This is a genomic window from Streptomyces sp. SID14436, assembly GCF_010548465.1.
GTDB lineage: Bacteria > Actinomycetota > Actinomycetes > Streptomycetales > Streptomycetaceae > Streptomyces.
Window position 1 is genome coordinate 1 of record NZ_JAAGMD010000624.1, and the last position, 23,722, is coordinate 23,722.

Annotated in this window: 21 protein-coding genes; 14 read left to right on the plus strand and 7 right to left on the minus strand. The window is 73.8% G+C overall.

Annotated features, from left to right (window positions below):
* From G3I53_RS21800 to G3I53_RS21810, 3 genes are all read left to right on the plus strand, one after another.
* Window positions 1-1,376: aldehyde dehydrogenase family protein (locus tag G3I53_RS21800; RefSeq protein ID WP_164438688.1), on the plus strand; the 1,376-nt coding region annotated here is incomplete at its 5' end.
* A gap of 97 nt (window positions 1,377-1,473) precedes the next feature.
* The gene (locus G3I53_RS21805) at window positions 1,474-2,643 is read left to right on the plus strand and encodes a CoA transferase (RefSeq protein WP_164337864.1); all 1,170 of its coding nucleotides are present in this window, start codon (window positions 1,474-1,476) and stop codon (window positions 2,641-2,643) included.
* Window positions 2,644-2,738: 95 nt separating this feature from the next.
* Window positions 2,739-3,929, plus strand: a complete 1,191-nt coding sequence (locus tag G3I53_RS21810) for an acyl-CoA dehydrogenase family protein (RefSeq protein WP_164337865.1) — start codon at window positions 2,739-2,741, stop codon at window positions 3,927-3,929.
* Between the two features lie 580 nt (window positions 3,930-4,509).
* Here the strand turns inward: G3I53_RS21810 and G3I53_RS21815 are convergent.
* Window positions 4,510-6,054: an APC family permease gene (locus tag G3I53_RS21815; protein WP_164337866.1), complete on the minus strand. Its 1,545-nt coding sequence runs from the start codon at window positions 6,052-6,054 to the stop codon at window positions 4,510-4,512.
* A gap of 242 nt (window positions 6,055-6,296) precedes the next feature.
* On the opposite strand from G3I53_RS21815, the gene G3I53_RS21820 reads away from it, so the two are divergent.
* The 10 genes from G3I53_RS21820 to G3I53_RS34060 all read left to right on the plus strand — a co-directional run bounded on the left by G3I53_RS21820 (window position 6,297) and on the right by G3I53_RS34060 (window position 16,056).
* Window positions 6,297-7,043, plus strand: a complete 747-nt coding sequence (locus tag G3I53_RS21820) for an FCD domain-containing protein (protein ID WP_343239529.1) — start codon at window positions 6,297-6,299, stop codon at window positions 7,041-7,043.
* Between the two features lie 14 nt (window positions 7,044-7,057).
* Window positions 7,058-7,816, plus strand: a complete 759-nt coding sequence (locus tag G3I53_RS21825) for a cache domain-containing protein (protein ID WP_164337867.1) — start codon at window positions 7,058-7,060, stop codon at window positions 7,814-7,816.
* A 208-nt stretch (window positions 7,817-8,024) separates the two neighbouring features.
* Window positions 8,025-9,227 (plus strand): cytochrome P450, encoded by a 1,203-nt coding sequence (locus G3I53_RS21830; protein ID WP_164337868.1) that lies wholly within the window; start codon window positions 8,025-8,027, stop codon window positions 9,225-9,227.
* Between the two features lie 159 nt (window positions 9,228-9,386).
* Window positions 9,387-9,575, plus strand: a complete 189-nt coding sequence (locus G3I53_RS21835) for a ferredoxin (RefSeq protein WP_164337869.1) — start codon at window positions 9,387-9,389, stop codon at window positions 9,573-9,575.
* A 1-nt stretch (window position 9,576) separates the two neighbouring features.
* Window positions 9,577-10,800 carry an FAD-dependent oxidoreductase gene (locus G3I53_RS21840; RefSeq protein WP_164337870.1) on the plus strand — a complete coding sequence of 408 codons (1,224 nt, stop codon included), beginning with the start codon at window positions 9,577-9,579 and terminating at the stop codon, window positions 10,798-10,800.
* Window positions 10,801-10,822: 22 nt separating this feature from the next.
* Window positions 10,823-12,220, plus strand: coding sequence for a glutamine synthetase family protein (locus G3I53_RS21845; RefSeq protein ID WP_164337871.1), 1,398 nt, complete (start codon window positions 10,823-10,825; stop codon window positions 12,218-12,220).
* Window positions 12,217-12,975, plus strand: a complete 759-nt coding sequence (locus G3I53_RS21850; RefSeq protein ID WP_343240666.1) for an ABC transporter substrate-binding protein — start codon at window positions 12,217-12,219, stop codon at window positions 12,973-12,975. The genes G3I53_RS21845 and G3I53_RS21850 overlap by 4 nt, the downstream gene beginning before the upstream one ends.
* On the plus strand, window positions 12,972-13,688 hold the full coding sequence (locus G3I53_RS21855; RefSeq protein ID WP_164337872.1) for a gamma-glutamyl-gamma-aminobutyrate hydrolase family protein: 717 nt from the start codon (window positions 12,972-12,974) through the stop codon (window positions 13,686-13,688). Before G3I53_RS21850 ends, G3I53_RS21855 begins: the two co-directional genes overlap by 4 nt.
* Window positions 13,685-15,250, plus strand: coding sequence for an aldehyde dehydrogenase (locus tag G3I53_RS21860; protein ID WP_164337873.1), 1,566 nt, complete (start codon window positions 13,685-13,687; stop codon window positions 15,248-15,250). Before G3I53_RS21855 ends, G3I53_RS21860 begins: the two co-directional genes overlap by 4 nt.
* 23 nt (window positions 15,251-15,273) lie before the next feature.
* The gene (locus G3I53_RS34060) at window positions 15,274-16,056 is read left to right on the plus strand and encodes a gamma-glutamyl-gamma-aminobutyrate hydrolase family protein (RefSeq protein ID WP_343240667.1); all 783 of its coding nucleotides are present in this window, start codon (window positions 15,274-15,276) and stop codon (window positions 16,054-16,056) included.
* 152 nt (window positions 16,057-16,208) lie between these two features.
* Here G3I53_RS34060 and G3I53_RS21870 read toward each other — a convergent pair whose 3' ends face one another.
* On the minus strand, window positions 16,209-17,681 hold the full coding sequence (locus G3I53_RS21870) for a TrkH family potassium uptake protein (RefSeq protein WP_164337874.1): 1,473 nt from the start codon (window positions 17,679-17,681) through the stop codon (window positions 16,209-16,211).
* A 35-nt stretch (window positions 17,682-17,716) separates the two neighbouring features.
* Window positions 17,717-19,030: a Trk system potassium transporter TrkA gene (trkA, locus tag G3I53_RS21875; RefSeq protein WP_164438689.1), complete on the minus strand. Its 1,314-nt coding sequence runs from the start codon at window positions 19,028-19,030 to the stop codon at window positions 17,717-17,719.
* 182 nt (window positions 19,031-19,212) lie between these two features.
* On the opposite strand from trkA, the gene G3I53_RS21880 reads away from it, so the two are divergent.
* Window positions 19,213-19,650: a hypothetical protein gene (locus G3I53_RS21880; RefSeq protein ID WP_164334265.1), complete on the plus strand. Its 438-nt coding sequence runs from the start codon at window positions 19,213-19,215 to the stop codon at window positions 19,648-19,650.
* Between the two features lie 87 nt (window positions 19,651-19,737).
* Here G3I53_RS21880 and G3I53_RS21885 read toward each other — a convergent pair whose 3' ends face one another.
* From G3I53_RS21885 to ccrA, 4 genes are all read right to left on the minus strand, one after another.
* Window positions 19,738-20,337 (minus strand): GPP34 family phosphoprotein, encoded by a 600-nt coding sequence (locus G3I53_RS21885; RefSeq protein WP_164334264.1) that lies wholly within the window; start codon window positions 20,335-20,337, stop codon window positions 19,738-19,740.
* 91 nt (window positions 20,338-20,428) lie between these two features.
* Window positions 20,429-21,298 (minus strand): 3-hydroxybutyryl-CoA dehydrogenase, encoded by an 870-nt coding sequence (locus tag G3I53_RS21890; RefSeq protein WP_203591862.1) that lies wholly within the window; start codon window positions 21,296-21,298, stop codon window positions 20,429-20,431.
* Entirely contained in the window at window positions 21,295-22,287 is a 993-nt protein-coding gene (locus G3I53_RS21895) for a ketoacyl-ACP synthase III (protein WP_164334263.1), read from the minus strand. Before G3I53_RS21895 ends, G3I53_RS21890 begins: the two co-directional genes overlap by 4 nt.
* Window positions 22,284-23,639: a crotonyl-CoA carboxylase/reductase gene (ccrA, locus tag G3I53_RS21900; RefSeq protein WP_164334262.1), complete on the minus strand. Its 1,356-nt coding sequence runs from the start codon at window positions 23,637-23,639 to the stop codon at window positions 22,284-22,286. The genes G3I53_RS21895 and ccrA overlap by 4 nt, the downstream gene beginning before the upstream one ends.
* Between the last annotated feature and the right edge of the window lie 83 nt (window positions 23,640-23,722).

Sequence of the window (23,722 nt, forward strand, 5' to 3'; positions counted from 1 at the left end):
CCGCGCCGCCGTCGGTCCGCGCCGGCTGGCTCGAGGCGCTGGCGACCGCGTTGGAACGGGACGCCGAGGAACTGACGGTGCTGGCCGACGCCGAGACCGCGCTCGGCCCGGACCGGCTGCGCGGTGAGGTCGGCCGGGCCGCCGCGCAGGCCCGCTTCTACGGCCGGGTCGCGGCCGGGGGCGACTGGCTCGGGGTGCGGATCGACCGTGCCGACGGCGTGGACCTGCGGCGCATGAACCGGCCGCTGGGTCCGGTCGCGGTGTTCGGCGCGAGCAACTTCCCGTTCGCCTTCGGGGTGGTGGGACACGACACCTGCTCCGCGCTGGCGGCGGGCTGCCCGGTGCTGGCCAAGGCGCACCCGGCCCACCCGCGGCTCAGTGCCCGGCTCGCGCACACGGTGGCCGGCGCCCTGGCCGACGCGGGCGCACCGGAGGGCGCCTTCGCCCTGGTGCACGGTTTCGACGCGGGCCTGGCGCTGGTCGACGCGCCGGAGGTGACGGCGGTGGCGTTCACCGGCTCGCAGTCCGGTGGCACAGCCCTGGTGGAGCGGGCGGCGCGGCGGCCCGTGCCGGTGCCCGTGTTCGCGGAGATGGGCACGGTCAACCCGGCCGTCCTCACGCCCGCGGCAGCGGCCGACGGTGCGGTGCTGCGGGCCGCGGCCTCCGGTTTCGTCGCCTCGTTCACCCTGGGACAGGGGCAGTTCTGCACCAAGCCGGGACTGCTGCTGGCGCCGCGCGGCAGCGGGGCGGCGGACGAAGTCGCCGGGGCGCTGGCCGGGGTCGAGCCCGGCTGGCTGCTGACCGAGGGCATCGCCGCCCAGTACCGGCAGGGTCTGGCCGACCTGGAGGCCGCCGGGGCGCGGCCGGCCGCCTCGGTGCCCGCGCGGGCCGAGGGTTTCGCCGCGTCGCCCGCGCTGTTCACCGCACCTGCTTCGGCGTTCACGCCGGGCTCCCGGCTGCTGGCGGAGTGCTTCGGCCCGGTCGCGCTGCTCGCCGAGTACGACGGCCCGGACGAACTGCGGTCGCTGCTGGGCGGGTTGCAGCCGAGCCTGGCCGCGGCGGTCGCCTCCGCGGGAGCCGGTGACCCGGATGTGCCGTGGCTGGTGGAGCTGCTGTCCGGGACGGCGGGCCGGGTCGTCGTCGACGGATGGCCGACCGGCGTCGTCACCTCCTGGGCGCAGCAGCACGGCGGGCCGTGGCCCGCGACCAGCCGCCCGGAGGCGACCAGTGTCGGCGCCGCCGCGCTGGACCGCTTCACCCGACCGGTCGCCTTCCAGGGCGTCCCGCCGGCGGCCCTGCCCGAGGCGCTGCGGGACGACAACCCGTGGCGGCTGCCCCGACGGATCGACGGAGTACAGGAGGAGGACGTCTCGTGAACCCCTTCCCGAACCCTTTCCCGCATCCCTTCTTCACGGACAGGACCCGTCCGGGGCACACCGGAGCGGCGTGCGGTCCCCACGCGGCGGGTGCGCGATGAGCGGGCCGCTGGAGGGGATCCTCGTCGCCGACTTCAGCCGGGTGCTCGCCGGGCCGCTGTGCACCATGAACCTGGCGGATCTCGGCGCGACGGTCGTCAAGGTGGAGCGGCCCGGCAGCGGTGACGACACCCGGTCCTGGGGACCGCCCTGGTCGGCGAACGGCACCACCTACTTCGAGAGCGTCAACCGCTCCAAGCGGAGTGTCGCCCTTGATTTCGCCGACCCGGACGACCTCGCGCTCGCCCGCGAACTCGCAAGGCGCGCCGACGTCCTGGTGGAGAACTTCAGACCGGGCACCCTGGACCGGCTCGGTCTCGGCTACGACCGCGTGTCCGAGGACAACCCCGGCATCGTGTACTGCTCGGTGACCGGCTTCGGCGGCGGCGCGGGCGCCGGGCTGCTCGGCTACGACTTCGTCGTCCAGGCCGTCGGCGGGCTGATGAGCATCACCGGGGAGCCCGACGGCGAGCCGACGAAGGCGGGCGTCGCCCTCGTCGACGTCCTCACCGGCAAGGACGCCACCATCGGGGTCCTGGCCGCCCTGGCCGACCGGTCGCGCACCGGGCGCGGCTGCCGGGTGGAGGTCAACCTCCTGTCGAGTCTGCTCGGTTCCCTGGTCAACCAGGCGCAGGGCTACCTGGAGACGGGCCGGCCGCCGGGCCGGATGGGCAACCGCCACCCTTCGATCGCCCCGTACGAGACACTGCGCTGCCGGGACGGGCTGCTCGCCGTCGCCTGCGGCAACGACGGGCAGTTCGCGCGGCTGACCGCCACCCTGGGCGAGCCGGGCCTCGCCGCCGACGACCGGTTCGCCACCAATGCCGCGCGGGTCGCCCACCGGGAGGAACTGGTCCGCGCGCTCGAGGAACGCCTGGCCCACGACGACAGCACCGCCTGGCAGGAACGCCTCACCGCAGCGGGCGTCCCGGCGGGCCGGGTCGGCACCGTCGCCGACGGCTTCGCGCTGGCCGAACGGCTGGGCCTCGACCCCACGGTCGTCCCGGCCGACGGCGGCACGCCCATGCCCCGGCACCCCGTCTCCTACTCGACGCCCCTCGTCGGCCCGGCACAGGCCCCGCCGACGCTGGGGGCGGACGACCGGGCCGTACGGGACTGGCTGTCCGCACCGGAGCCCGACCCCCTGCCGCCCCCGGGCACCCGGTGACCCGGGCCGGTCGCGCACCTCTCCCTCTCCGCGCAGCGAACCCCGTACCCGAACCCTTCTTCGACACGACACCCGAAAGGCCGGCGATGTCCACCATGTCCACCGCGTCCCGCCGCTCCCAGACCGATCCGCTCGACCTCCTCGCCATAGACGACCTGCTCACCTCCGACGAGAAGGCGGTGCGGGCGTCGGTGCGCCAGGTCTGCGACGCCTCCATCGAGCCGTACATCGCCGACTGGTTCGAGCGCGGCGAACTGCCCGTCGTCCGTGAACTCGCCAAGGAACTGGGCGGAGTCGGTCTGCTCGGCATGCACCTGGAGGGGTACGGCTGCGCCGGGATGAGCGCCGTCGACTACGGCCTGGCCTGCCTGGAACTGGAGGCGACCGACTCCGGCATCCGCTCGCTGGTCAGCGTGCAGGGCTCCCTCGCGATGTACGCCATCTGGCGGCACGGCAGCGAGGAGCAGAAGCAGGAGTGGCTGCCGCGCATGGCGGCCGGGGAGGCGATCGGCTGCTTCGGGCTCACCGAACCCGACCACGGCTCCGACCCCGCCGGGATGCGCACCAGGGCCCGCCGGGACGGGGACGACTGGATCCTCGACGGCCGCAAGATGTGGATCACGAACGGTTCCGTCGCCGACGTCGCGGTGGTGTGGGCGCAGACCGACGAGGGCATCCGCGGCTTCGTCGTGCCGGCCGGCACCCCCGGCTTCTCCGCCCCGCTCATCAAGCACAAGCTGTCCCTGCGGGCCTCCCTCACCAGCGAACTCGTCCTCGACTCGGTCCGGTTGCCCGCCAGCGCGGCCTTCCCGGAGGTCCGGGGCCTGCGCGGTCCGCTGTCCTGCCTCAACGAGGCGCGCTACGGGATCGTGTGGGGCGCCATGGGGGCCGCCCGCAGCGCACTGCGGGCGGCCCTGGAGTACGCCGGCCAGCGCGTGCAGTTCGGCAAGCCGATCGCGGCGTACCAGCTCACGCAGCAGAAGCTGGCCCACATGGGCGTGGAGCTGGCCAACGGCACCCTGCTCGCACTGCACCTGGGCCGGCGCAAGGACGGGCCGGGACTGCGGCCCGAGCAGATCAGCACGGGCAAGCTCAACAACGTGACCAAGGCCCTGGAGATCTGCCGCACCGCCCGCACGATCCTGGGCGCCAACGGCATCTCCCTGGAGTATCCGGTGATCCGGCACATGAACAACCTGGAGTCGGTGCTCACCTACGAGGGCACGGCCGAGATGCACACGCTGGTCATCGGCCAGGCCATGACGGGCCACGCCGCCTTCCGCTGACACGTCGACCGCCCACACACCGGAGCCGCGCGCCCCCTGCCGAGGGGGCCCGCGGCTCCGCTCGTGGTGCACGGGCCACGGCCCGGCAGCCACAGCGGTGCGCCCCCAGGGACGCGAGGAACTGCGAGCCCCCCACTACCCGCACCCGGCACACACGCGACGCCCGACCCCCAGGGGCGCGGGGAACTGCGCGACCAGCCCTCCACACACCCGCACCCGGTCACAGACGGGTGACCCCCACGGCGGAAGGCCGCCCCAGGGGCGCGGCGAACTGCGCAAACCGCCCCCACCCACGCGCACCCACCACACACGCGACGCCCCACCCCCAGGGGCGCGAGGAACTGCGCGACCAGCCCTCCACACACCCGCACCCGGTCACAGACGGGTGACCCCCACGGCGGGAGACCGCCCCAGGGGCGCGGGGAACTGCGCAAACCGCCCCCACCCACCCGCACCCGGCACACACGCGACGCCCCCACAACGCCACCCCCCTCCCCACGAGAACGGCGCACGGCGGAGCCCCCGGCACGGCATGCGCACCGGGGGCTCCGCCCCTGAACCGATCGTGCGGACCCGTCGGTCACACTCCCGTGGGTTCGTCCGCCTTCGGCTCATCCGCCCTCGGCTCACTCACCACGGCCGCCGGCTCCCCCTTCGGGATCGCGTCGTCGTACGGGGCGTCGCTGCGCCCGTAGGCCGGGTGGATCGCCATGTACAGCAGGCCCAGGCCGACCACGACCGCGCCGGACAGCAGCACGATGTAGTTGTCGTACCAGGGGGCCTCGGGGGTGCGGGGCCAGGCCATGGTCACGATGCCGGTGATGCCGTAGACCAGGGCCGCGATGTTGACCGGCAGGCCCCACTTGCCCAGCCGGTAGGCACCGCTCGGCTGCCAGCCCTTGAGGCGGGCGCGCAGGGCTGCGAAGACGACCATCTGGAAGCCGAGGTAGATGCCGAGCGAGGCGAAGCTGACGATCTTCGTCAGGGCGTCCTCGGAGAACTTCGAGCCCAGGACCACGGCCGCCGGGACCAGGCCGGACAGCACCACGGCGTACGGCGGGACGCGTCGCCGGGCGGAGAACTTCCGCAGCAGGCGGCTGCCGACGATCATGTCGTCGCGGCCGTAGCTGTAGGCCAGCCGGCCCGCCGCGGCCTGGAGGCTGATCGTGCAGGACAGGAACGACAGCAGCACGATCACCAGGACGCCCTTGGCGCCCGCGGTGCCGAACGCCTCGTTGAGGATGCCGGAGACGGGGTCGGGGTTCTCGCCGGAGATCACGCCCCGGATGTCCACCACGGACAGGGCCAGCGCCACGGCGACGAAGGTGGCCGCGGCACCGCCGACGTAGATGGTGCGGCGCATCGCCTTGGGGATCATGCGTCCCGGGTCGCGGACCTCCTCGGCGACGTCTCCGCAGGCCTCGAAGCCGTAGTAGTTGTAGATGCCGATCAGGGCGGCCGCGGCGAAGGCCCACAGGTAGTTCGTGCCGTCGCCGGCGCCGAAGTTGTCGAAGAGGATGCCGAGGTTGTGGTGGCGTTCGGTCATCAGCAGCCAGCCGCCGACCGCGAGCGCGCCGATGAGCTCGGCGGCGAAGCCGATGATGGCGGCCTGCGCGAGGACCTTGGTGCCCAGCGAGTTGATGAGGGTGGCCAGGGCGAGGATGCCCAGCGAGCAGAGGATGACCGTGTCGACGGACGCCTCGAATCCGAAGAGGGACGCGATGTACGGTCCCGCGCCGGAGACGACACTGGCGATGGTGACGAACAGGGCCACCATGTAGACCCAGCCGTTCAGCCACGCGTACCGGCGTCCCCACAGGCGGCGGGCCCACGGGTAGACACCGCCGGCGACCGGGTACTGGGCGACGATCTCGCTGAACACCAGGGCGACGAGGAGCTGGCCGACGCCCGCGATGACCAGGGACCAGATCATGGGCGGACCGGCGGTGGCCAGGCCGAACGCGAACATGGTGTAGATGGCGACGACGGGGGACAAGTAGGTGAAGCCGAGCGAGAAGTTCGCCCAGGGACCCATGTCCCGCTTGAACTCCGAGGTGTAACCGAGCGACGCCAGCTGGGCCGACGCGTCGGCCTCGGGCTGTCCGGCTCCGGTTGTGGCACTCATGCACGCTCCCGTTTTCTCGTACCGGGCAAGGGGGTACCGGTGTGGGATGGGATGGGGCGGATGGGACGGCTGGAACAGCCGGAGTGGGGGGCGAGGCGGAAGCCGTGCGGCTGATTTTCGCCGCGACGGCGCTGTGGTGGCCTAAAATGCTCCGGCAGTGCGCGAAAAACTACAACCCCATGGGTTATCTCACAAGGGGCGTGTCATAACGCCCCGGTGACGACGGACGACGAGGAGTGCGGGTGGCGGCAGACGGCGTTCCAGTGATGCGCGCGTCCCTGATCTCCCCTCTGAACGCGGGGGGCCGGGTCGAGGAGGTCGTCGAGCGCATCAGCCGCGCCATCCTGCTCGGACTGGTGGTCGACGGCGAGCAGTTGCCGACCGAGGTGGAGTTCGCCCATCAGCTGGGCGTCTCCCCGATGACCCTGCGGGAGGCGCTGGCGGTCCTGCGCCAGCGGGGTCTGGTGGAGACGCGCCGGGGGCGCAACGGGGGCACGTTCGTCCGGCGGCCGGCCCATCCGCCGCTCGGCGCGCTCGAGGAGCAGTTGCGCACCACCACCGTCTCCGAGCTGCGGGACCTGGCCGACGAGCAGTTCGCCGTCTGCGGTGCCGCCGCGCTGCTGGCCGCGGAGCGGGCCTCCGCGGCGAACGTCCGCCGCATGCTCCACCTGGTCGAACAGCTGGCCGCGGCCGAGAACATCGGCGACCGGATACGGGCGGACAGCCGCTTCCACCTGGAGATCGCCATGGCCTCGCAGTCGGAGCGCCTGACCCGGCTCGAGGTGGCGCTGCAGGCCGAGCTGACCCCGATGCTGTGGCTGCCCGTGGATTCCCGTACGTCCGTGGAGGACGTCACCGCGGAGCACCACGCGATCGCCACGGCGATCGCCGAGGAGGACGGCGAGCGGGCCCGGGCGCTCGCCGAACGCCACGTCCGGCGCAATCTGCGCCGGTTGATCGAGTTGCACCTGACGGTCGCGGGCCGATGAGAAGGGAGGCGCCGATGCGTCCCGAGGACGCCCTTGGCGAGAACGGGTCGCCGTCGGTGGCGGCCGAGGAGCTGGACAGGCTGCTCGCACGGGTGCGGCGCCCGCTCACCGAGGTCTTCGGCCGGCTGGAGGTCGTCGCCGGTGACGTGATCGCCCGTCGCCGCGCGGCGCTGGCCGACCACGGGTCCTTCCGCGTCGCGGACCTGGCCGGCATCAAGCCGACGCTGCTCGAACAGGCCGGCGCGCAGGAGGCCGCCGACGGGTTCGGCTTCCTGGTGGCGGCGGGTGTGCTGCCGGACCGGGACCGGCACATCGAGTGGTGGCAGCGCGGCAGCACGGGCTTCGTCCAGCTCCGTCTCAACCTGGACCCCACCAGCGTGGACGTCTACGAGTACTTCGAGATGGAGTGGTTCGCCGCGGGCCGCGACGAGGGCCGCGGCGCGATCCACGGACCCTACGTGGACTACTTCGGGGCGGACCGGTACGTGTTCACGTTCGCCCTGCCGGTGATCGACGACGTGTTCCTCGGGGTCGCCGGGGCCGACCTGCAGATGCACGGTTTCGAGCCATGTCTGCTCGCCGCGCTGCGCGAGACCACCCACGACGCCGTGCTGGTGGGCCCCGAGCGGCGGGTCATCGCCGCGAACACGCCCCGCTGGCTGGTGGGTTCCCGGTTGCCGGAGACGCCCCGGGCCGGGGTGGGCGAGTTCGTGGCCGTGGGCGAGGTCGGTCTCGACAGCGGCTGGTCCCTGGCCCTCGCCGCCCGCACGTAGCGCCCGGCACCCGGGAAAACCGCAGGCCCCCGCCCCGACCAGGGCGGGGGCCTGCGTCGTCGTGCCGGTTTCGCGGCCCGGCGGCCGACGCCCGTGCGTGCGGCGGGAGGAGGGCGGGGAGCGGGTTCTGCGCAAACCCTTGACAGTCAAACTCTAAGTTTAGAGTATTCGGGCCACCCCCAACCGCAACGAGAGTTGGAGAGTGCCAATGACGGGCACCGCCCTCGACGTGGCTCCCTACTTCGACGTCGCCGACCCGGACTTCTCGATCACCTCGGCCGCCGTGCACGAGGCCCGCGAACGCAGCTGGTACGCCCGCACCAACTACGGTCTGGCCGTCCTGCGCTACGACGACGTCAGCCGCCTCCTCAAGCACCCCAAACTGCGCCAGGGCAGCGTCGCCTGGCCCGCGCACAACGGGGTGACCGAAGGTCCCTTCGCCCGCTGGTGGAACAGCTGGATCCTCAACAAGGAGGGCGAGGAGCACCACCGTCTGCGGCGGCTGATGAACCCCGCCTTCTCGCCCCGCCTCATCGGCGGCCTGGTCCCCCGCTTCCAGGCACTGGCCACGGAGCTGATCGACGGCTTCGCCGAGCCGGACCGCTGCGAGTTCGTCTCGGAGTTCGCCGAGCCCTACGCGGCCCGGGTCATCGCCATCATGCTGGGCATCCCCGAGTCGGAATGGCAGGTCATCGCCCGGGAGTCGGCCACCATCGGCCTCTCCCTCGGCGTCACCATCCGGGAGGACCTGCCGAAGATCGAGGCCGCGCTGGCCCGGCTGTACGACTACGCCGACGAGCTGATCGCCGACCGCCGCCGCACCGGACGGAACGACTTCGTCGCCCGGCTGGTCAACGCCAGCCGTGACTCCGACACCCTCAGCGAACAGGAACTGCGGGACGCGCTGCTGCTGCTGATCTTCGGCGGTTTCGACACCACCCGCAACCAACTCGGCCTGGCCATGCAGACGTTCAGCCGTCATCACGACCAGTGGGAGCTGCTCGCCGAGCGGCCCGAGCTGGGCGGCAAGGCGGTGGAGGAGATCATGCGGGTCAACCCGACCGTCCGCTGGGTCACCCGGGAGGCGGTCGAGGACTTCACCCACCAGGGCCTGCACATCGCGGCCGGGACCACGATCCACCTGTGGAGCGAGGTGGCCGGCACCGATCCGCGGGTGTTCGGCGACCCGGCCTTCGACATCACCGCCGAACGCAAGCCGCACTTCGGCTTCGGCGGCGGCGCCCACCACTGTCTCGGTCACTTCGTCGCCCGCAGCGACATGAGCGAGGCGCTGCCGCTGCTGGCCCGGCGGATGCGCGCACCCCGCATCCTCGAGGGCGACGAATGGCTGCCGGACTCCGGCAACACCGGCCCCGTGCGCCTCCCCCTCGGGTTCACCCCGGCCTCCTGATTCCCGGGCGCCGCGCCCCGGACCGACTCTCCCTCCCTCCCTCTTCAGCCTCATGGGTCGCCCCGGGCCCGTCCCTTGTCAACTCCGGTTTGCGTGCCCGCAGTTGCGCCTCCCGGGGGCCGTCCCTCCCCTCCCCCACCGTCGAAAGGACCATCCGCCATGAAGGTCACCGTGGACATGAACCTGTGTCAGGACCACGGCCAGTGTGCGATCGCCGCGCCCGCGGTCTTCCAGATGAACGACGAGGGCAAGCTGGTCCACGAGAGCGAGCCGGACGACGCGCTGCGCACCGAGGTCGAAGAGGCCGCGGACGTCTGCCCGGTCCAGGCCATCTTCATCGAGGGCTGACATGAGCGGCGCACACATCGCCGTCGTCGGGGCCTCCCTGGCGGGGCTCCGCACGGCCGAGCAGCTCCGCGCGGCCGGGCACACCGGGCCGGTCACCGTCCTCGGTGACGAGCGGTACCAGCCCTACAACCGCCCCCCGTTGTCGAAGGAACTGCTGTCGGCGCCGGACCGGCCGGCCCCGGAGGAACTCCACGCCAAGGTAGCCTTCCGCCGCCGCGCGTCCGTGGCCGACGTCGACTTCCGGCTCGGTCTGCCGGTCGTCGGGGCCGACCTCGGCCGGGGCAGGCTCACCCTGGAGGACGGCAGCGCGGTCACCTTCGACGGCCTCGTCGCCGCCACGGGCCTGCGCCCCAGGCGCCTGGGCCTGCCGGGCCCGGCGGCCGGCCGGTACGCCCTGCGCACCCTGGACGACTGCGTCGCCCTGCGGGGCGTCCTCGGCGCGGGCCGCAGGGTCGTCGTGGTCGGCGCGGGCTTCATCGGCTGCGAGGTCGCCGCGACCGCGCTGCGCCTGGGCTGCCGGGTCACGGTCGTCGAGCCCACGGGCGCGCCGATGAACCGGGTCCTGGGCGACGTCCTGGCCCGCGCGGTGCAGCGGCACCACGAACGGGCCGGCATCGCCTTCGTCCTCGGCCGTTCCCTCGCGGGCTTCACCGGCGACACCCGGGGCTCGGGCGTGGAACTGGACGACGGCACCCGCCTGGACGCCGACGTGGTCGTCGAGGCCGTCGGGTGCGTACCCAACACCGAGTGGCTGGCCGGCAACGCCGGACTCGACCTGAGCGACGGGGTGCGGTGCGACAACCGGATGCTGGCCGACGGCTCGGACCGTCTGGTGGCGGCCGGCGACGTGGCCCGCTTCCCCAACCCCCTCTTCGACGACGTACCGCGCCGGGTGGAGCACTGGTCCATCCCCGCGGACACCGCACGGCGGGCCGCCGCCACCCTCACCGCCCTGCTCGCCGGGGACGCCCCCGACCCGGCCCCGTTCACCCCCGTCCCCTCCTTCTGGAGCGATCAACTCGACCTGCGCCTGCAGAGTTTCGGCTCACCCGGACTCGCCGACGAGGTGCGCGTCGAGGAGGGCGACCCGGACCGGCTGCCGGACGGTGTCCTCGCCCTGTACTACCGGCAAGCGGTGCACGTGGGCACCGTGGCCGTCAACCTTCCCCCTGCCCGCCAACGCGAGCTGCGCGGGGCGTTCGCCGCCCTGGCCGCCTCCGTCTGAACAGCGACACGCGAGGTTTCCCATGACGACCACCCTCTCCCGCTCCGCGACCGCACTCGACCAGCACCGTGAGCGCAACACGGACCAGGCGGCCCTGGAGGCGCTGCGCAAGCGCGTCGCCGAGGCCGGCGTCGAGTACATCTACTACCAGAGCGTCACCGTGACCGGCCGCGTCGTCGGCAAGGTCGTACCCGCCGACCAGTTGGTGCGCAACGCCGAGAAGGGCGTGCAGATGCACCGCACGGTGATGGCCGACTTCCAGGTCACCCGTGACGGCACCCTCCTCGGTGGCGGCGCCGAGGCCGCCGAGTTCACCGCCCTGCCCGACCTGGACACCTTCGCCGTCCTGCCCTGGGACACCTCCGTCGGCCGCTTCTTCTGCCGGCTGTACGAGCCCGAGCACCGTCCGGACAGCGGCGGCCAGCCGCTGGCCACCGACCCGCGCGGCAACCTCAGGCGGCTGCACGCGGCCTTCACCGAGCGCACCGGCCTGGAACTGCGCAGCGGCTGCGAGCCGGAGATGACCTGGACCGGCCCCGGGCTCGATGTCCACGCGCGCCCCGACTCCAGCCCCGCCTACCGCCTCGACCTGCTGGAACAGAGCCGCCCCATCTACCAGAAGGTGATCGGCTACGCCCGGGCGATGGGCTTCACGATGATCGAGGGCGACTACGAGGACCCCGGCCAGATCGAGCTGAACTGGATGTTCGACCACGCCGACCTCACCGCCGACCGGCTGATCACCTACCGGCAGATCTGCCGCCAGGTGGCGCGTGAACTCGGCATCAAGGCCAGCTTCATGCCGAAGCCCGCCACCGGGATGATGGGCAACGGCTGCCACCACAACATCAGTCTGTGGCGCGGCGAGGAGAACGTGCTCGCCGAACCCGGCCGCCGCGACCTGCACCTGACGGAACTGGGCCGGCACGCCCTCGGCGGCATCCTCACGCACGCCGCCGCCTCCATGGCCGTGATGGGCCCGACGGTCAACTCCTACAAGCGGTACTGGGACTCGGGCCAGTTCGCGCCCTCGCAGATCAACTGGGGCATGGACAACAAGACGTGCACGGTGCGGCTGTCGGCGAACGGCCGCCTGGAGGTCAAGCTCCCGGACGCGATGGTCAACCCCTACCTCTCGCACGCGATCCTCCTCGGCGCGGTGGCCGACGGGCTCGACAACCGGATCGACCCGGGCGAGCCGCAGCAGGGCTCCAGCTACGACACGCAGAGCCGCTTCGCCCGCCTGCCGCTGAACCTCGGGGAGGCGCTGGAGGTGTTCGCCGCCGACGAGGTCGTCAAGAAGGCCCTCGGCGCGGAGGCCCTCGGCCTGTACCACGCCTACAAGTCCGACGAGTGGGCCCGGTTCTGCGGCCACGTCACCGACTGGGAGCACATGATGTACGAGGAGGACACGCCGTGACCGGGGCGCAGAACCAGCAGGTGACCGCTCAGGCGCCCGCGGCGGCCCGGCCGCTGCGGCTGGCCTGCATCGACTCCGACGCCCCGCCGCTGTTCCTGCCGGACGACCCGGTGAAGGGGCGGCGCGGCTACGAACCGGCCGTGGGCGAGCTGCTGGCCGCCGAGCTGGGCCGCCCGCTGGAGTGGGTGTACCTGCCGTGGGCGGAGATGCTGCCCGCCGTGCGCGGCGGCACCGCGGACGCGGTGCTGTGCGGGCAGGGCATCACCGAGGCCCGGCGGGAACAGGTGGACTTCACCCGCCCCTACGCGGTGTTCCACGAGTCGGTGCTCGTGCGCCGCGGGGACCCCGTCGAGTCCGCGGGCGACCTGGCCGGGCGCCGGGTCGCCGCGATCGCCGGCAGCACCAACATGGCGCTGGCCGAGACGTTCGACGGGGCGGAGACGGTGCCGTTCGGCGGCGACTCCGACGACGTGTTCGGGGACATGCTGGCGGCGCTGAGGTCCGGCGAGGTCGACGCGGTCGTGGACGACGACGTGGTGTTCGTGCCGCTCGGTGAACACCCCGACTTCGAGCTCGCGTTCACCGTGGAGACCGGCAACCGGTGGGGCATCGGCGTGGCCAAGGACCGTCCGGAGGACCTCGCGGCGATCGACGCGGCCCTCGGCCGGATCGTCGCCGACGGGCGGCTCGCGGCGGCCTGGGCCGAGTGGATGCCGTCCCTGCCGTATCCCTTCGCGGCGGAAGGAGAACGGTGACCGTCCGTCCCGCGATCGCCGTGATCGGTCGCCGCGCCCGCAAGGTCTCCGGCCTGCGGTTCGCGGCGACCGTGGCGGCCGAGGCCGTGTGCGACGCGGTGTTCGAGGCCGGGGGTGAGCCGCTGGTGCTGCACGGCGGCCCCCGGCGGGCCCTGGACGGCCTGCCGGGGCGGCTCGCCGCGTTCGCCGGGGTGGTCGTGCCCGGCGGCTCGGACCTCGACCCGTCCCACTACGGGCAGCGTCCGCACCCGCGCACCGAACCCGACGACCCCGAGCAGGACCTGCTCGACCTCGCCGTGCTGCGCGCGGTCCTCGTCCTGGGCCTGCCGACGCTGGCCGTGTGCCGGGGCATGCAGGTCCTCAACGTGGTCTGCGGCGGCACGCTCGACCAGCACCTGGCCGAGACCGGCGTCGGCCATCTCGACGCCCTCCACGAGGTCACCGCCGAACCCGGTTCGCGGCTCGCCTCCGTGGTCGGCGACGCCCCGTTCAAGATCTCCTCGTACCACCACCAGGCCGTCGGCCGGCTCGGACGGGACCTGAAGGTGGTCGCGCGGGCGCCCGACGGCTGCGTGGAGGCGCTGGAGCACACCCGCGCCGACGTGCTGGCCGTGCAGTGGCACCCGGAGGACCTGGCCGGGGACTCCCCGCAGGACCGTGCCCTCTTCGCCGACCTCGTCGAACGCGCCGGAACCCGAAAGGAGCCCGCATGACCGCCACACCGGCCCCCCACGAGCAGGCCGTCCGGGACGGAGCGTCTCCCGCGGGCACGGACGAGGCCGCCCGCGCGGCGGCCACCCGCGCCGATCTGGAGAAACGCTTCGCCGGACTTGCCCTCCCCACCCGCATCCACCTCGACGGGCAGGACGCCGACGCGGTCGACGGGGCCACCTTCGACCGCGTCTCCCCCCGCGACGGCACGGTGATCGCCCGGGTCAGCGCCGGCGGCGAGAAGGACATCGACCGTGCGGTCGCCTCCGCACGGCGGGCCTTCGAGTCGGGCGTCTGGTCCGGGCGCCACCCCCGCGAGCGGCGGGCGGTGCTGCAGCGTCTGGCCCGGCTGATCGAGGAACACGCCGAGGAACTGGCGCTGCTGGAGAGCGTCGACATGGGCAAGCCGTACACGGACGCCCTGGCCGTCGACCTGCGGGTGACCCTGCAGTGCCTGGACTTCTACGCCGAGGCCGCCGACAAGCTGTACGACGAGGTGGCGCCCACCGCGCCCGGCACGCTCGCCACGATCACGCGCGAGCCGCTGGGTGTGGTGGGTGCCGTGGTGCCGTGGAACTTCCCGCTGATGATGGCGATGTGGAAGATCGCGCCCGCCCTCGCGGTCGGCAACGCCGTCGTCCTCAAGCCGGCCGAGCAGTCCCCGCTGACCGCACTGCGGGTGGCCCGGCTCGCCACCGAGGCGGGCCTGCCCGACGGCATCCTCAACGTGGTGCCCGGCTTCGGGCCCACCGCGGGCGCGGCCCTCGGCCGGCACCCCGACGTGGACGCCATCACCTTCACCGGTTCCGGCGAGGTCGGCCGGCTGTTCCTGCGGTACGCGGCGGACTCCAACCTCAAGCAGGTCTCGCTGGAACTCGGCGGCAAGTCCCCGCAGGTGGTCATGCCGGACGCGCCCGACCTGCGGGTGGTCGCGCGGGCCGTGGCGGGCGGCATCTTCTTCAACCAGGGGGAGGTGTGCTCCGCCGGGTCGCGGCTGCTGGTCCACCGGGACATCAAGGACGAGCTGCTGGAGCTGGTGCTGGAGGAGAGCCGGCGCACCGTGGTCGGCGACCCGCTCGACCCGCGCACCGACGTCGGCGCGCTGGTGGAGAGCGCCCACCTGGACCGCGTGCTCGGCCATCTGCGGGGCGCGGCGGAGGACGGTGCGCGACGGCTGCTCGGCGGCGAGCGGGTGCTTCGGGAGACCGGCGGCTACTACGTCGAGCCGACGGTGTTCGAGGCCGGGCCGGACATGCGGATCGCCCGCGAGGAGGTCTTCGGCCCGGTGCTGTCGGTGCTGTCCTTCGACGACGAGGAGGACGCGATCGCCCTCGCCAACGGCACCGACTACGGCCTGGCGGCGGCGGTGTGGACCCGTGACCTGTCCACCGCGCACCGGATGTCGCGCGCCCTGCGGGCGGGCACGGTGTGGGTGAACTGCTTCGACGAGAGCGACATCACGGTGCCCTTCGGAGGTTACGGGCAGTCCGGCTTCGGCCGGGACAAGTCGCTGCACGCGCTGGAGAAGTACACCCAGCTGAAGTCGACCTGGATCAAGCTGTGACCGGCACGGCGGAAGGAGGGAGCGTGGCGGCGGACGTCGTCGTGCACCGGCACGAGGTCGAGCCCGACGGCGGCGGCAGCGGGGGCGGCCCCCGGGTCGCGGTCCTGGTCTCGCTGAACTTCCCGGACCTGACCGGGCCGGTCGCCGACCTGGTGCGCCGCTTCACCCGCACGACGCTGACGACGCTGCGCGAACTGGGCGCCGGATACGAGCTGTTCGACACCTCCGACGCCGGGGCGCTGCCCGACCCGGCGTCGGTGGCCGGGCTCGACGGTGTGTTCCTGCTCGGCGGCGGCGACGTGGACGGCGCCCTGTACGGACACACCGGCCCGGTGCCCAACTCCTACGGCGTGGACCCGAAGGCGGACGCGTACGCGATCGCCGCGATCCGGGCGGCGGAGCGGGCGGGACGGCCGGTGTTCGGCATCTGCCGGGGGTCGCAGCTGGTCAATGTGGCGTTCGGCGGCACCCTCGTGCCCGACATCGAGGACTACCGGCTGCACCGGGGCGGCCCCGGCCGGCCGATGTTCCTCGACGAGCAGGTCACGGTCCTGGAGGGCACCCGGCTCGCGGCGATGACCGGCGAGCGCCGGCTGACCGTGCGGTCGGGCCACCACCAGGCCGTCGACCGGCCCGGCGACGGGCTGGTGGTCGCGGCCCGCGCCGACGACGGGGTGGTGGAGGGGGTGGAGCATCCGGACAAGTGGATCGTCGGCGTGCAGTGGCACCCGGAGGACCCTGACGGTTCCGACGAGCACCGGGTGCGCCTCTTCGACGCCTTCCTCACCGCCTGCCGGGGGCGGTGAGGAAGGCACTCCGTGCATCCGGATGCCACACCGGCCGGGGGCAGCCCGCTCGGGCCGCCCCCGGCGGGTGCCGTCTCCCGCCGGGGGGGAGCTGCGCCGGGCGCCGGGCGTCGCCGGACCGGGTCCGCCGGGGGCGGCCCGTGCCCCCTCCCCTACACCCGCCAGTAGCTGCGGCGCAGCAGCACCGCCAGGGGGACGATCTCGATGCGGCCGAGGAACATCAGCGCGACGAGGATCACCTTCGACAGCCCGCCCAGCGGCGCGTAGGAGCCGAACGGGCCCGTCTCGCCGAACGCCGGACCGACGTTGCCCAGGCAGGAGGCCGCCGCGCCGAGGGCGGTGAACGCGCCCGTTCCGGGTTCGGCGTCCAGGGCGAGTCCGAGCGTGCCGAGGGCGAAGACGAGCAGGTAGAGGACGGCGAAGGCGAGCACCGAGCGGAGGGCGGCACCGTCGACCACGCGGCCGCTGACCCGCACGGGGACGACGGCGTCCGGGTGGACGGCCCGGTCCAGTTCGCGGCGGGCGAAGCGGAACAGCACGAGGTGCCGGACCACCTTCACCGAGCCGCTCGCCGACCCCGCGCAGGCCCCGGCGAACATCAGCAGCAACAGGGTGAACGTGGCGAGCGTCCCCCACGTCGACCAGTCCAGGGTGGCGAAGCCGGTCGTGGTCGTCACCGACACCGTCTGGAACACCGCGTGCCGGACCCCGCCGAACCCGTCCACCAGCCCCTCCGCGAACAGTTCGGCGCCGAGGACGGCCGTGGCGACGGCGAGCAGGGCCAGGTACAGGCGCAGTTCGTCGTCGCGGGCCGCCGCCCGCACCTGGCGCAGCGCGGCCAGCCGGTACAGCCGCAGCAGGTTCACCCCGGCGACCGCCATCAGCCCGCACAGCACCCACTGCGTCACCGGCGCGAGCCCCCGGGCGGAGTCGGCGTCCGGGGTGAACCCGCCGAGGGACACGGCCGACGTCGCGTAGGAGAACGCGTCGAAGAGGCCCATCCGCCGGTCCAGGCCGGCCCAGCCGAGTGCGGCGAGGGCGAGGAAGCCGGCCGCCGTGACCGCCAGGTAGACCTTCCACAGCCGCTGGGCGGTCCCCCGGACGGTCGCGTCGAGCGACTCGACCGCGACCGGGCCCGGCAGTTCGGAACGCAGCAGCTCGCGGCCCCCGATCCGCAGCCGCGGCAGGACAGCCAGGGCGAGCACGATGATGCCCATGCCGCCCAGCCAGTGGGTGAGCTGACGCCAGAACAGCATGTCGGGTCCCAGCGCCTCCACGTCCCTCAGGACGGTCGCGCCGGTGGCGGTGAAGCCCGACATGGCCTCGAAGTAGGCGTCGAGCGGGTGGTCGAGCTGCGGCACCCGCCCGAGGACGTAGGGCAGCGCGCCGAAGGCGGGGACCAGCAGCCAGACGGCGACGACGACGAGGAAGCCCTCCCGGACACCCAAGGGGGGCCGCCTGCCGGTGAGCCGTTTGAGGAGCAGAGCCGTGACCGCGGTGGCCGCTCCGGCGGCGAGGAACGGCCACGGCGGCCGGCCCGTGCCCAGCGCGACGGCCGCGGGGGCGGTGAAGGCGAGGGCGAACCAGACCAGCAGGGCGCCGACGATGCCCAGCGCGGTCCGCACGTCCACCCCGGTCCGCGGCCGGGTCCGCGCCCGCCTCACAGGTCGCGCTCGAGGGCGAGGACGTGTTCGGGCTCGGTCAGGACGATCACCCGGTCCCCGGGCAGCAACGGGTCGCCGCCTTCGGGGAAGACCACCTCGCCGTCGCGGACGAGCGCGCCGACGCCCGCCCCGGGGAGCGTGTCGACCGGGCGGTGCGCGAACCGGCTGTCGGGGCGGACGGTGATGTCGAGCACCTCGAAGCGGTCGTCCTCCAGCATGGCGAGCTGGCGGGTGCGCCTGTCGAAGGTGAAGCGGGCCATCTTCTCGGCGGTCTCGTCGCCCGGGTCGATGGTCACGTCGACCCCGGCGGCCTCGAACACCTCGGCGGCGGCCGGGTCGTCGAGCACGGTGAGGGTCATGCCGACGCCGTGGACCTTGGCGAGCACCGCGGCGTGCAGGTTGCGGGAGTCGTCGCCGCCGGCCAGGACGGCCGCTCCGGCCGCGCCGATGCGCTCACGGCGCAGGAACTCCGGGTCGAGACCGCTGGCGTGGTAGACCCGCGCCCGGTCCAGGGCGGCGGCGGCCGCCTGCGCGCGGGCGGCGTCGTGCTCGATCAGCCGCACCCCGATGCCCTTGTCCAGCAGGACCCGGGCGATCGCCGTGCCCGCCCGGCCGGCCCCGAAGAGCGCGACGTCGCGGACCGGGCCGGCCCCGGACACCATGCGGCTCCAGGCGCGCGCCCCGGCCGGCGAGGCCATGACCACGACCAGGTCGCCGGGCCGTACGGACTCCGTCGCCGGGGATCCGACGACCGCGCCGTCCCGCACGACGGCGACCACCCGGGACGCCTCGGGGAGGTCCGCCTCGCCCAGGGGACGGCCGGCGAACGGGGGCGGGTCCGTGCCGGGGACGTGGACGCCGATCACGGCGACCTTGCCGTCGGCGAAGAAGTCCACGTGCCGGGCGCCGGGCACCTCCAGGACCCGGGCGACGGCCTGCGCGGTCTCGTGCGCCGTCGAGACGAGCAGGTCGACGTCGAGGTCGCCGGCGTGCCAGGCCGCCAGGTAGTCGGTGCCGGTGGCGCGGACGGCCGTGCGGGCCGACGACAGCCGGCGGGCGAGCATGGCGGTCACCAGGTTCACCTCGTCGCGCGAGGTGCAGGCCAGGACGAGTTCCGCGTCGGCGACCCCGGCCCGCAGCAGCGTCTCGCGCCGGGTGCCGCTGCCGTGGGTGACGCGCACGTCGTAGGCGTGCGAGAGGGCGTCCAGGCGCGCCCGGTCGACGTCGATCACCGTGCAGTCGTGTGTCTCGGCGAGCGACTTGACGACGGTGTGCCCGACCTGCCCCGCACCCACGACGATGACCCGCATACCGGCATCGTGGCACGCACACGGGCCCGCTGCGGCGACCGGCTCGCTCGGTGTCCGGGCCGGTCGCCGTGCGGCGGGGCCGGGCCGGGCACCGACGGTGCGGCCGGCCGCGTCCGTTTGACAGGCCGTGCACGGCTGCGAGTCTGGTAGGCGGGGGCGACGACCTCGTGAGGAGACCCGACATGGCACCGCGACCGGCATGGCGCTCCGCGGCACGGCAGCTTCCGCTCAGGCTCTCGACCGGCCTGTTCTTCCTGAACTCCGGTCTGGCCAAACGCGGAGCGGACGACGCCACCGCCGAGGGACTGCATCAGTTCGCGTCCGGCACCTACCCGGTCCTGGAGAAGTACAGCGCCGCACAGTTCACCCGGGTGCTGTCCGCGGGAGAGATCGCCATCGCGGGCGCCCTGCTCCTGCCCGTCGTCCCGGCGGCCGTGGCCGGGGGCGCGGTGACCGCGTTCGCGGCGGGCACGCTGGGGCTCTACCTGCGGACCCCGGGAATGCGGCAGGAGGACAGCCTGCGCCCCACCGAGCAGGGGGTTCCGCTGGCCAAGGACGTGTGGATCCTGGGGATCGGCCTCTCCCTCCTCGCCGAGGGTCTCCGCAGGCGCCGCTGCTGAGGCGGCGCGCCGTCGTCCTCCGGGGACGCGGATCCGCCGGGGGCCGTGCCCGCGGGCAGGGCCGCGGGGCCCGGGCGGGCGGGGCCGTCATTCCGGGACACGCCAGATGTTGTCGTAGGCGGCCTGTTCGACGAGCCGGCGCTGCCGTTCGGCCTCCAGTTCCTGGACGGCCTCCTCGGCGGCGCCCAGTACGCGCTCCACCGCGTAGTCGGTGACCTGCGGCCGGTCCCGGCCGTCGGGCCCGTCGGGCAGGCCGACGATCTCCGCCAGGGTCAGCAGAACGGGTTCGCGGGCGTCCCGGCGGTCCGACGCCGCGCGGCGGGCGGGCGAGTCGGTCAGGACCCGTTCCCCGTCGCGGAAGGGGCGCCCGCCCCGCCGTTCGAGCGTCCCGTCCGCCTCCAGGACGTCGAGATACGCCGCGGCCAGGCCCTCGCCGCGTCGCCACAGCCAGTCGTCGACGGGTTCGTACGGGTCGTCCGTCACGAACGCGGCGGCCGCCTCCTCCAGGAGGGGGTCCGCCGGTCCCGGCAGACGGCCGGGCACGATGCGTCCGCCGTCGAGGCGGGCCGCGGGCACCCGCAGCAGGTCGATCAGCTCGGCCGCCGCAAGGCCCAGGGACAGCTCGCCCTGCGTGACCGGTCCGCCGTCCTGGAGGGCGACGATCAGCAGGTCCTTCGGTGTGCTCATGAGGACACCCGGGGTCGCGGACGGAGTGCGTGCGGGCGCTGCGGCCCGGCTTGCTCAGGTCCTCCCAGCGTACCGGCGGCCGGGTCGCTCCTCAGCGCGCGTGGCTGTGGAAGCCGCGGCCCGACTTCTTGCCCAGCAGGCCCGCCTCGACCAGGCGGGACAGCAGCGGCGGCGGCGCGTACAGGGGCTCGGCGTACTCCTGGTGGAGGGCCTCGGCGACGGCCTTGACGACGTCGAGGCCGATGAGGTCCGCCAGCCGCAGCGGGCCCACCGGGTGGCCGCAGCCGAGGGTCATGCCCCGGTCGACGTCGTCGGCGGTGACCTGGCCGGACTCGACCATGCGGATCGCGCCGAGCAGGTAGGGGATGAGCAGGCCGTTGACCATGAACCCGGCGCGGTCGGGCACGTCGACGACGGTCTTGCCGAGGGGGCCGGTGAGCAGGGCCGCGGCGCGGGCGCGGGTGGTGTCGTCGGTGCGGAGCGCGCCGACCAGTTCGACGAGCGGCATGACGGGGACGGGGCTGAAGAAGTGGACGCCGACGACGCGCTCGGGGTGGCGGGTGGCGCCCGCGAGGCGGCTGACGGGGAGGGAGGAGGTGTTCGTGGCGAGGACGGCGTCCGTGTCCTTGAGGATGCCGTCGATCCGGGTGAACAGGGCGGTCTTGAGGTCCTCGCGCTCGGGGACGGCCTCGATGACGAAGTCGCGGTCGGCGAGCGCGTCGAGGTCGGCGGTCACCTCGATGCGGGCGAGGGCGGTGTCGAGGTCGGCGTCGGTGAGCCTGCCCTTCCGGACGCCCTGGCCGAGGGAGCCGCGGATGCGGTCGTGGGCGGCCGGTACGGCGCCGGGGCGGGCGACGACGACGCGGACGTCGAGGCCGGCCCGTGCGGTGACGTCGGCGATGCCGGCGCCCATGACGCCGCAGCCGACGACGCCGATCCGGGAGGGGGTTTCCATGGTCATGTCTGCTCCTGCCAGCGGATCAGGGTCGCTCCGATCGACATGCCGCCGCCGAATCCGGCCAGCAGCACCAGGTCGCCGTCGGCGAGGGCGCCGGAGCGGCGGGCGGCGTCGAGGGCGACCGGCACGGAGGCGCTGCCGATGTTGCCGTACTTCTCCAGGGTGCGGTGGGTGTGGACGTGGGACAGTCCGGCCCGTTCCACCAGGCGCCGCAGCAGCACGCCGTTGGGCTGGTGCGGCACGAGGTGGTCCACTCGTTCGGCGGGGACGCCGCTGCGCCGCAGCAGGCGGTGCAGGGCCGGGGGGACGTGGTCCATGACGAAGTCGCGCACGCCGCGTCCGTCCATGCGGAAGAAGTGGCCGCCCTCCTCCAGGAGTTGCGGGGTGAGGGGTCGGCGGCTGCCGCCGGCCTCGACGCGGATGAGGCCGTGCGCGTCGCCGCTGCTGGACAGTTCGGTGCCGAGGAAGCCGTGGCCGTCGCGGACGGGGCCGACGACGGCGGCGCCCGCGCCGTCGCCGAGGAGGACGGCGGTGCGGTGGTCCCCGTAGTCGAGGATGCGGGAGTAGACGTCGGCACCGACGACCAGCGCGTACCCGTCGGGGTGGGCGGCGAGCAGGCGGTGGGCCAGTTCGAGGCCGTAGACGAAGCCGCTGCACACCACGTTGATGTCGAGGCAGGCGGCGGCGTGCGCGCCGAGGGCGTGCTGCACGAGGTGGGCGGTGGGGGGCTGGGGCGAGTCGCCGGTGGAGGTCGACACGATCAGGTGGGTGAGGGCGCCGGCGGGGATCCCGGCGGCCTCCAGGGCCCGGGCGGCGGCACGGGCGGCGAGGTCGGAGGTGGCCTCTTCGGGGGCGGCGTACCGCCGGGTGACGATCTCGGTGCGTTCCTCGATCCACCCGGCGTCGATGCCGCACCATTCTGCGAGCTCCTTGTTGGTGACCTCCCGTTCGGGGAGGTGGGAGCCGGTGCCGACGATGCCGAGCGCGGTCATCGGGCCGCTCCCGCCGGTGCGGGGGCGGGGGCGGGGCGGCGCCAGGCGGTGAGGCGTTCCTCGCCGATGCGGGCGCGGAGGGCCGGGTCGGTGACGCCGAGTCCGTCCTCGGGTGCCAGGCAGCGGACGCCGACCTTGCCGAGGTGGCGGTTCTCCTGCACGAGCCGGGCGGCGTCCGCGACCTGTTCCAGCGGGTAGACGGTGCTGAGGACGGGCACCAGCCGGCCCTGCTCGAACAGGCGCAGGCACTCGGTCTGTTCCTGGAGGTTGGCGATGTGGCTGCCGACGACCCGTTTGAGGTTCATCCACAGGTAGCGGTTGTCGTACCGGTGCTCGTACCCGGTGCTGGATCCGCAGGTGACGACGGTGCCGCCGCGCCGGACGACGTGCACGGAGAGGCCGAAGGTGGAGCGGCCGACGTAGTCGAAGGCGATGTGCGGGTCCTCGCCGACCTCGGCGCGGATGGCGCGGCCGAGGCGGCGGCCCAGTTCGGCCGGGTCGGTGTCGCCGTCGGTGTCCAGGCCGATCTCCCGGCGGTCGATGACCACGTCGCAGCCCTGCCGGCGCAGGAAGTCGGCCTTCTCCGGGGAGCCGACGACACCGACGGCGATGCCGCCGCCGTTGCGGACCATCTGCACCGCGTAGGCGCCGAGTCCGCCGGTGGCACCCCAGACGAGGACCACGTCGCCCTGTTTCATCCGGGCGCCGTGCTCGCCGACGAGCATACGGTAGGCGGTGCCCGCGCACAGGGTGACGGAGGCGGCCTCCTCCCAGGTGAGGTGGGGCGGTTTGGCGACCAGCTGGGTGGCGCGGACGACGGTGTAGTGGGCCAGGCCGCCGAAGTTGGTCTCGTAGCCCCAGGCGCGCACGTGCCGGCCCATCATGCCGTCGTCGTGGGAGCCGGGGTCCTGGTCGTCGACGTAGGCGGGGCTGACCACCACGTGGTCGCCGGTGCGCCAGTGGCGCACGCCCGTGCCGACCCGGACGACGACTCCCGCGGCGTCGGAGCCCACGACCTGGTGGGGCAGGTCGTGGCGGGTGGTCCAGCCGCCCTGGCGGGCGAAGCGGCGCAGGGCGGTGAAGGTGGAGATGGGTTCGAACATCGCGGACCACACGGTGTTGAAGTTGATGGAGCTGGCCATCACCGCGACCACGACCTCGTCGGGGGCGGGTTCCGGCATGGCCACGTGCCCCACGTGGAGGGTCCGCCGTACGTCCTTGTCGCTCTCCCCGGCCATGACTGCGGCGTCGTCGGCCCGCAGGTGCCCGGCCAGGAACTCCTCGGGCAGGGGAATCCGTTCCAGTTCCTCGGGGGGCGCGCCGTTGAGCACGGCCTTGCTGAGCAGGTCCATGTGGGTTCCTCGCGATCGGCGTCGGGATCCCGCCGGCGGTCGGCGCCGGGCGGGGCCGTGGCGGCGGGCGGGCCGGGGTCGTC

Excerpts from the sequence above, each read along its gene's own strand:
- G3I53_RS21805 (WP_164337864.1), top strand. The coding sequence starts at position 1,474 with ATGAGCGGGCCGCTGGAGGGGATCCTCGTCGCCGACTTCAGCCGGGTG.
- G3I53_RS21810 (WP_164337865.1), top strand. The coding sequence starts at position 2,739 with ATGTCCACCGCGTCCCGCCGCTCCCAGACCGATCCGCTCGACCTCCTC.
- G3I53_RS21815 (WP_164337866.1), bottom strand. The coding sequence starts at position 6,054 with ATGAGTGCCACAACCGGAGCCGGACAGCCCGAGGCCGACGCGTCGGCC.
- G3I53_RS21825 (WP_164337867.1), top strand. The coding sequence starts at position 7,058 with ATGCGTCCCGAGGACGCCCTTGGCGAGAACGGGTCGCCGTCGGTGGCG.
- G3I53_RS21830 (WP_164337868.1), top strand. The coding sequence starts at position 8,025 with ATGACGGGCACCGCCCTCGACGTGGCTCCCTACTTCGACGTCGCCGAC.
- G3I53_RS21835 (WP_164337869.1), top strand. The coding sequence starts at position 9,387 with ATGAAGGTCACCGTGGACATGAACCTGTGTCAGGACCACGGCCAGTGT.
- G3I53_RS21840 (WP_164337870.1), top strand. The coding sequence starts at position 9,577 with ATGAGCGGCGCACACATCGCCGTCGTCGGGGCCTCCCTGGCGGGGCTC.
- G3I53_RS21845 (WP_164337871.1), top strand. The coding sequence starts at position 10,823 with ATGACGACCACCCTCTCCCGCTCCGCGACCGCACTCGACCAGCACCGT.
- G3I53_RS21860 (WP_164337873.1), top strand. The coding sequence starts at position 13,685 with ATGACCGCCACACCGGCCCCCCACGAGCAGGCCGTCCGGGACGGAGCG.
- trkA (WP_164438689.1), bottom strand. The coding sequence starts at position 19,030 with ATGCGGGTCATCGTCGTGGGTGCGGGGCAGGTCGGGCACACCGTCGTC.
- G3I53_RS21880 (WP_164334265.1), top strand. The coding sequence starts at position 19,213 with ATGGCACCGCGACCGGCATGGCGCTCCGCGGCACGGCAGCTTCCGCTC.
- G3I53_RS21885 (WP_164334264.1), bottom strand. The coding sequence starts at position 20,337 with ATGAGCACACCGAAGGACCTGCTGATCGTCGCCCTCCAGGACGGCGGA.
- G3I53_RS21890 (WP_203591862.1), bottom strand. The coding sequence starts at position 21,298 with ATGACCATGGAAACCCCCTCCCGGATCGGCGTCGTCGGCTGCGGCGTC.
- G3I53_RS21895 (WP_164334263.1), bottom strand. The coding sequence starts at position 22,287 with ATGACCGCGCTCGGCATCGTCGGCACCGGCTCCCACCTCCCCGAACGG.
- ccrA (WP_164334262.1), bottom strand. The coding sequence starts at position 23,639 with ATGGACCTGCTCAGCAAGGCCGTGCTCAACGGCGCGCCCCCCGAGGAA.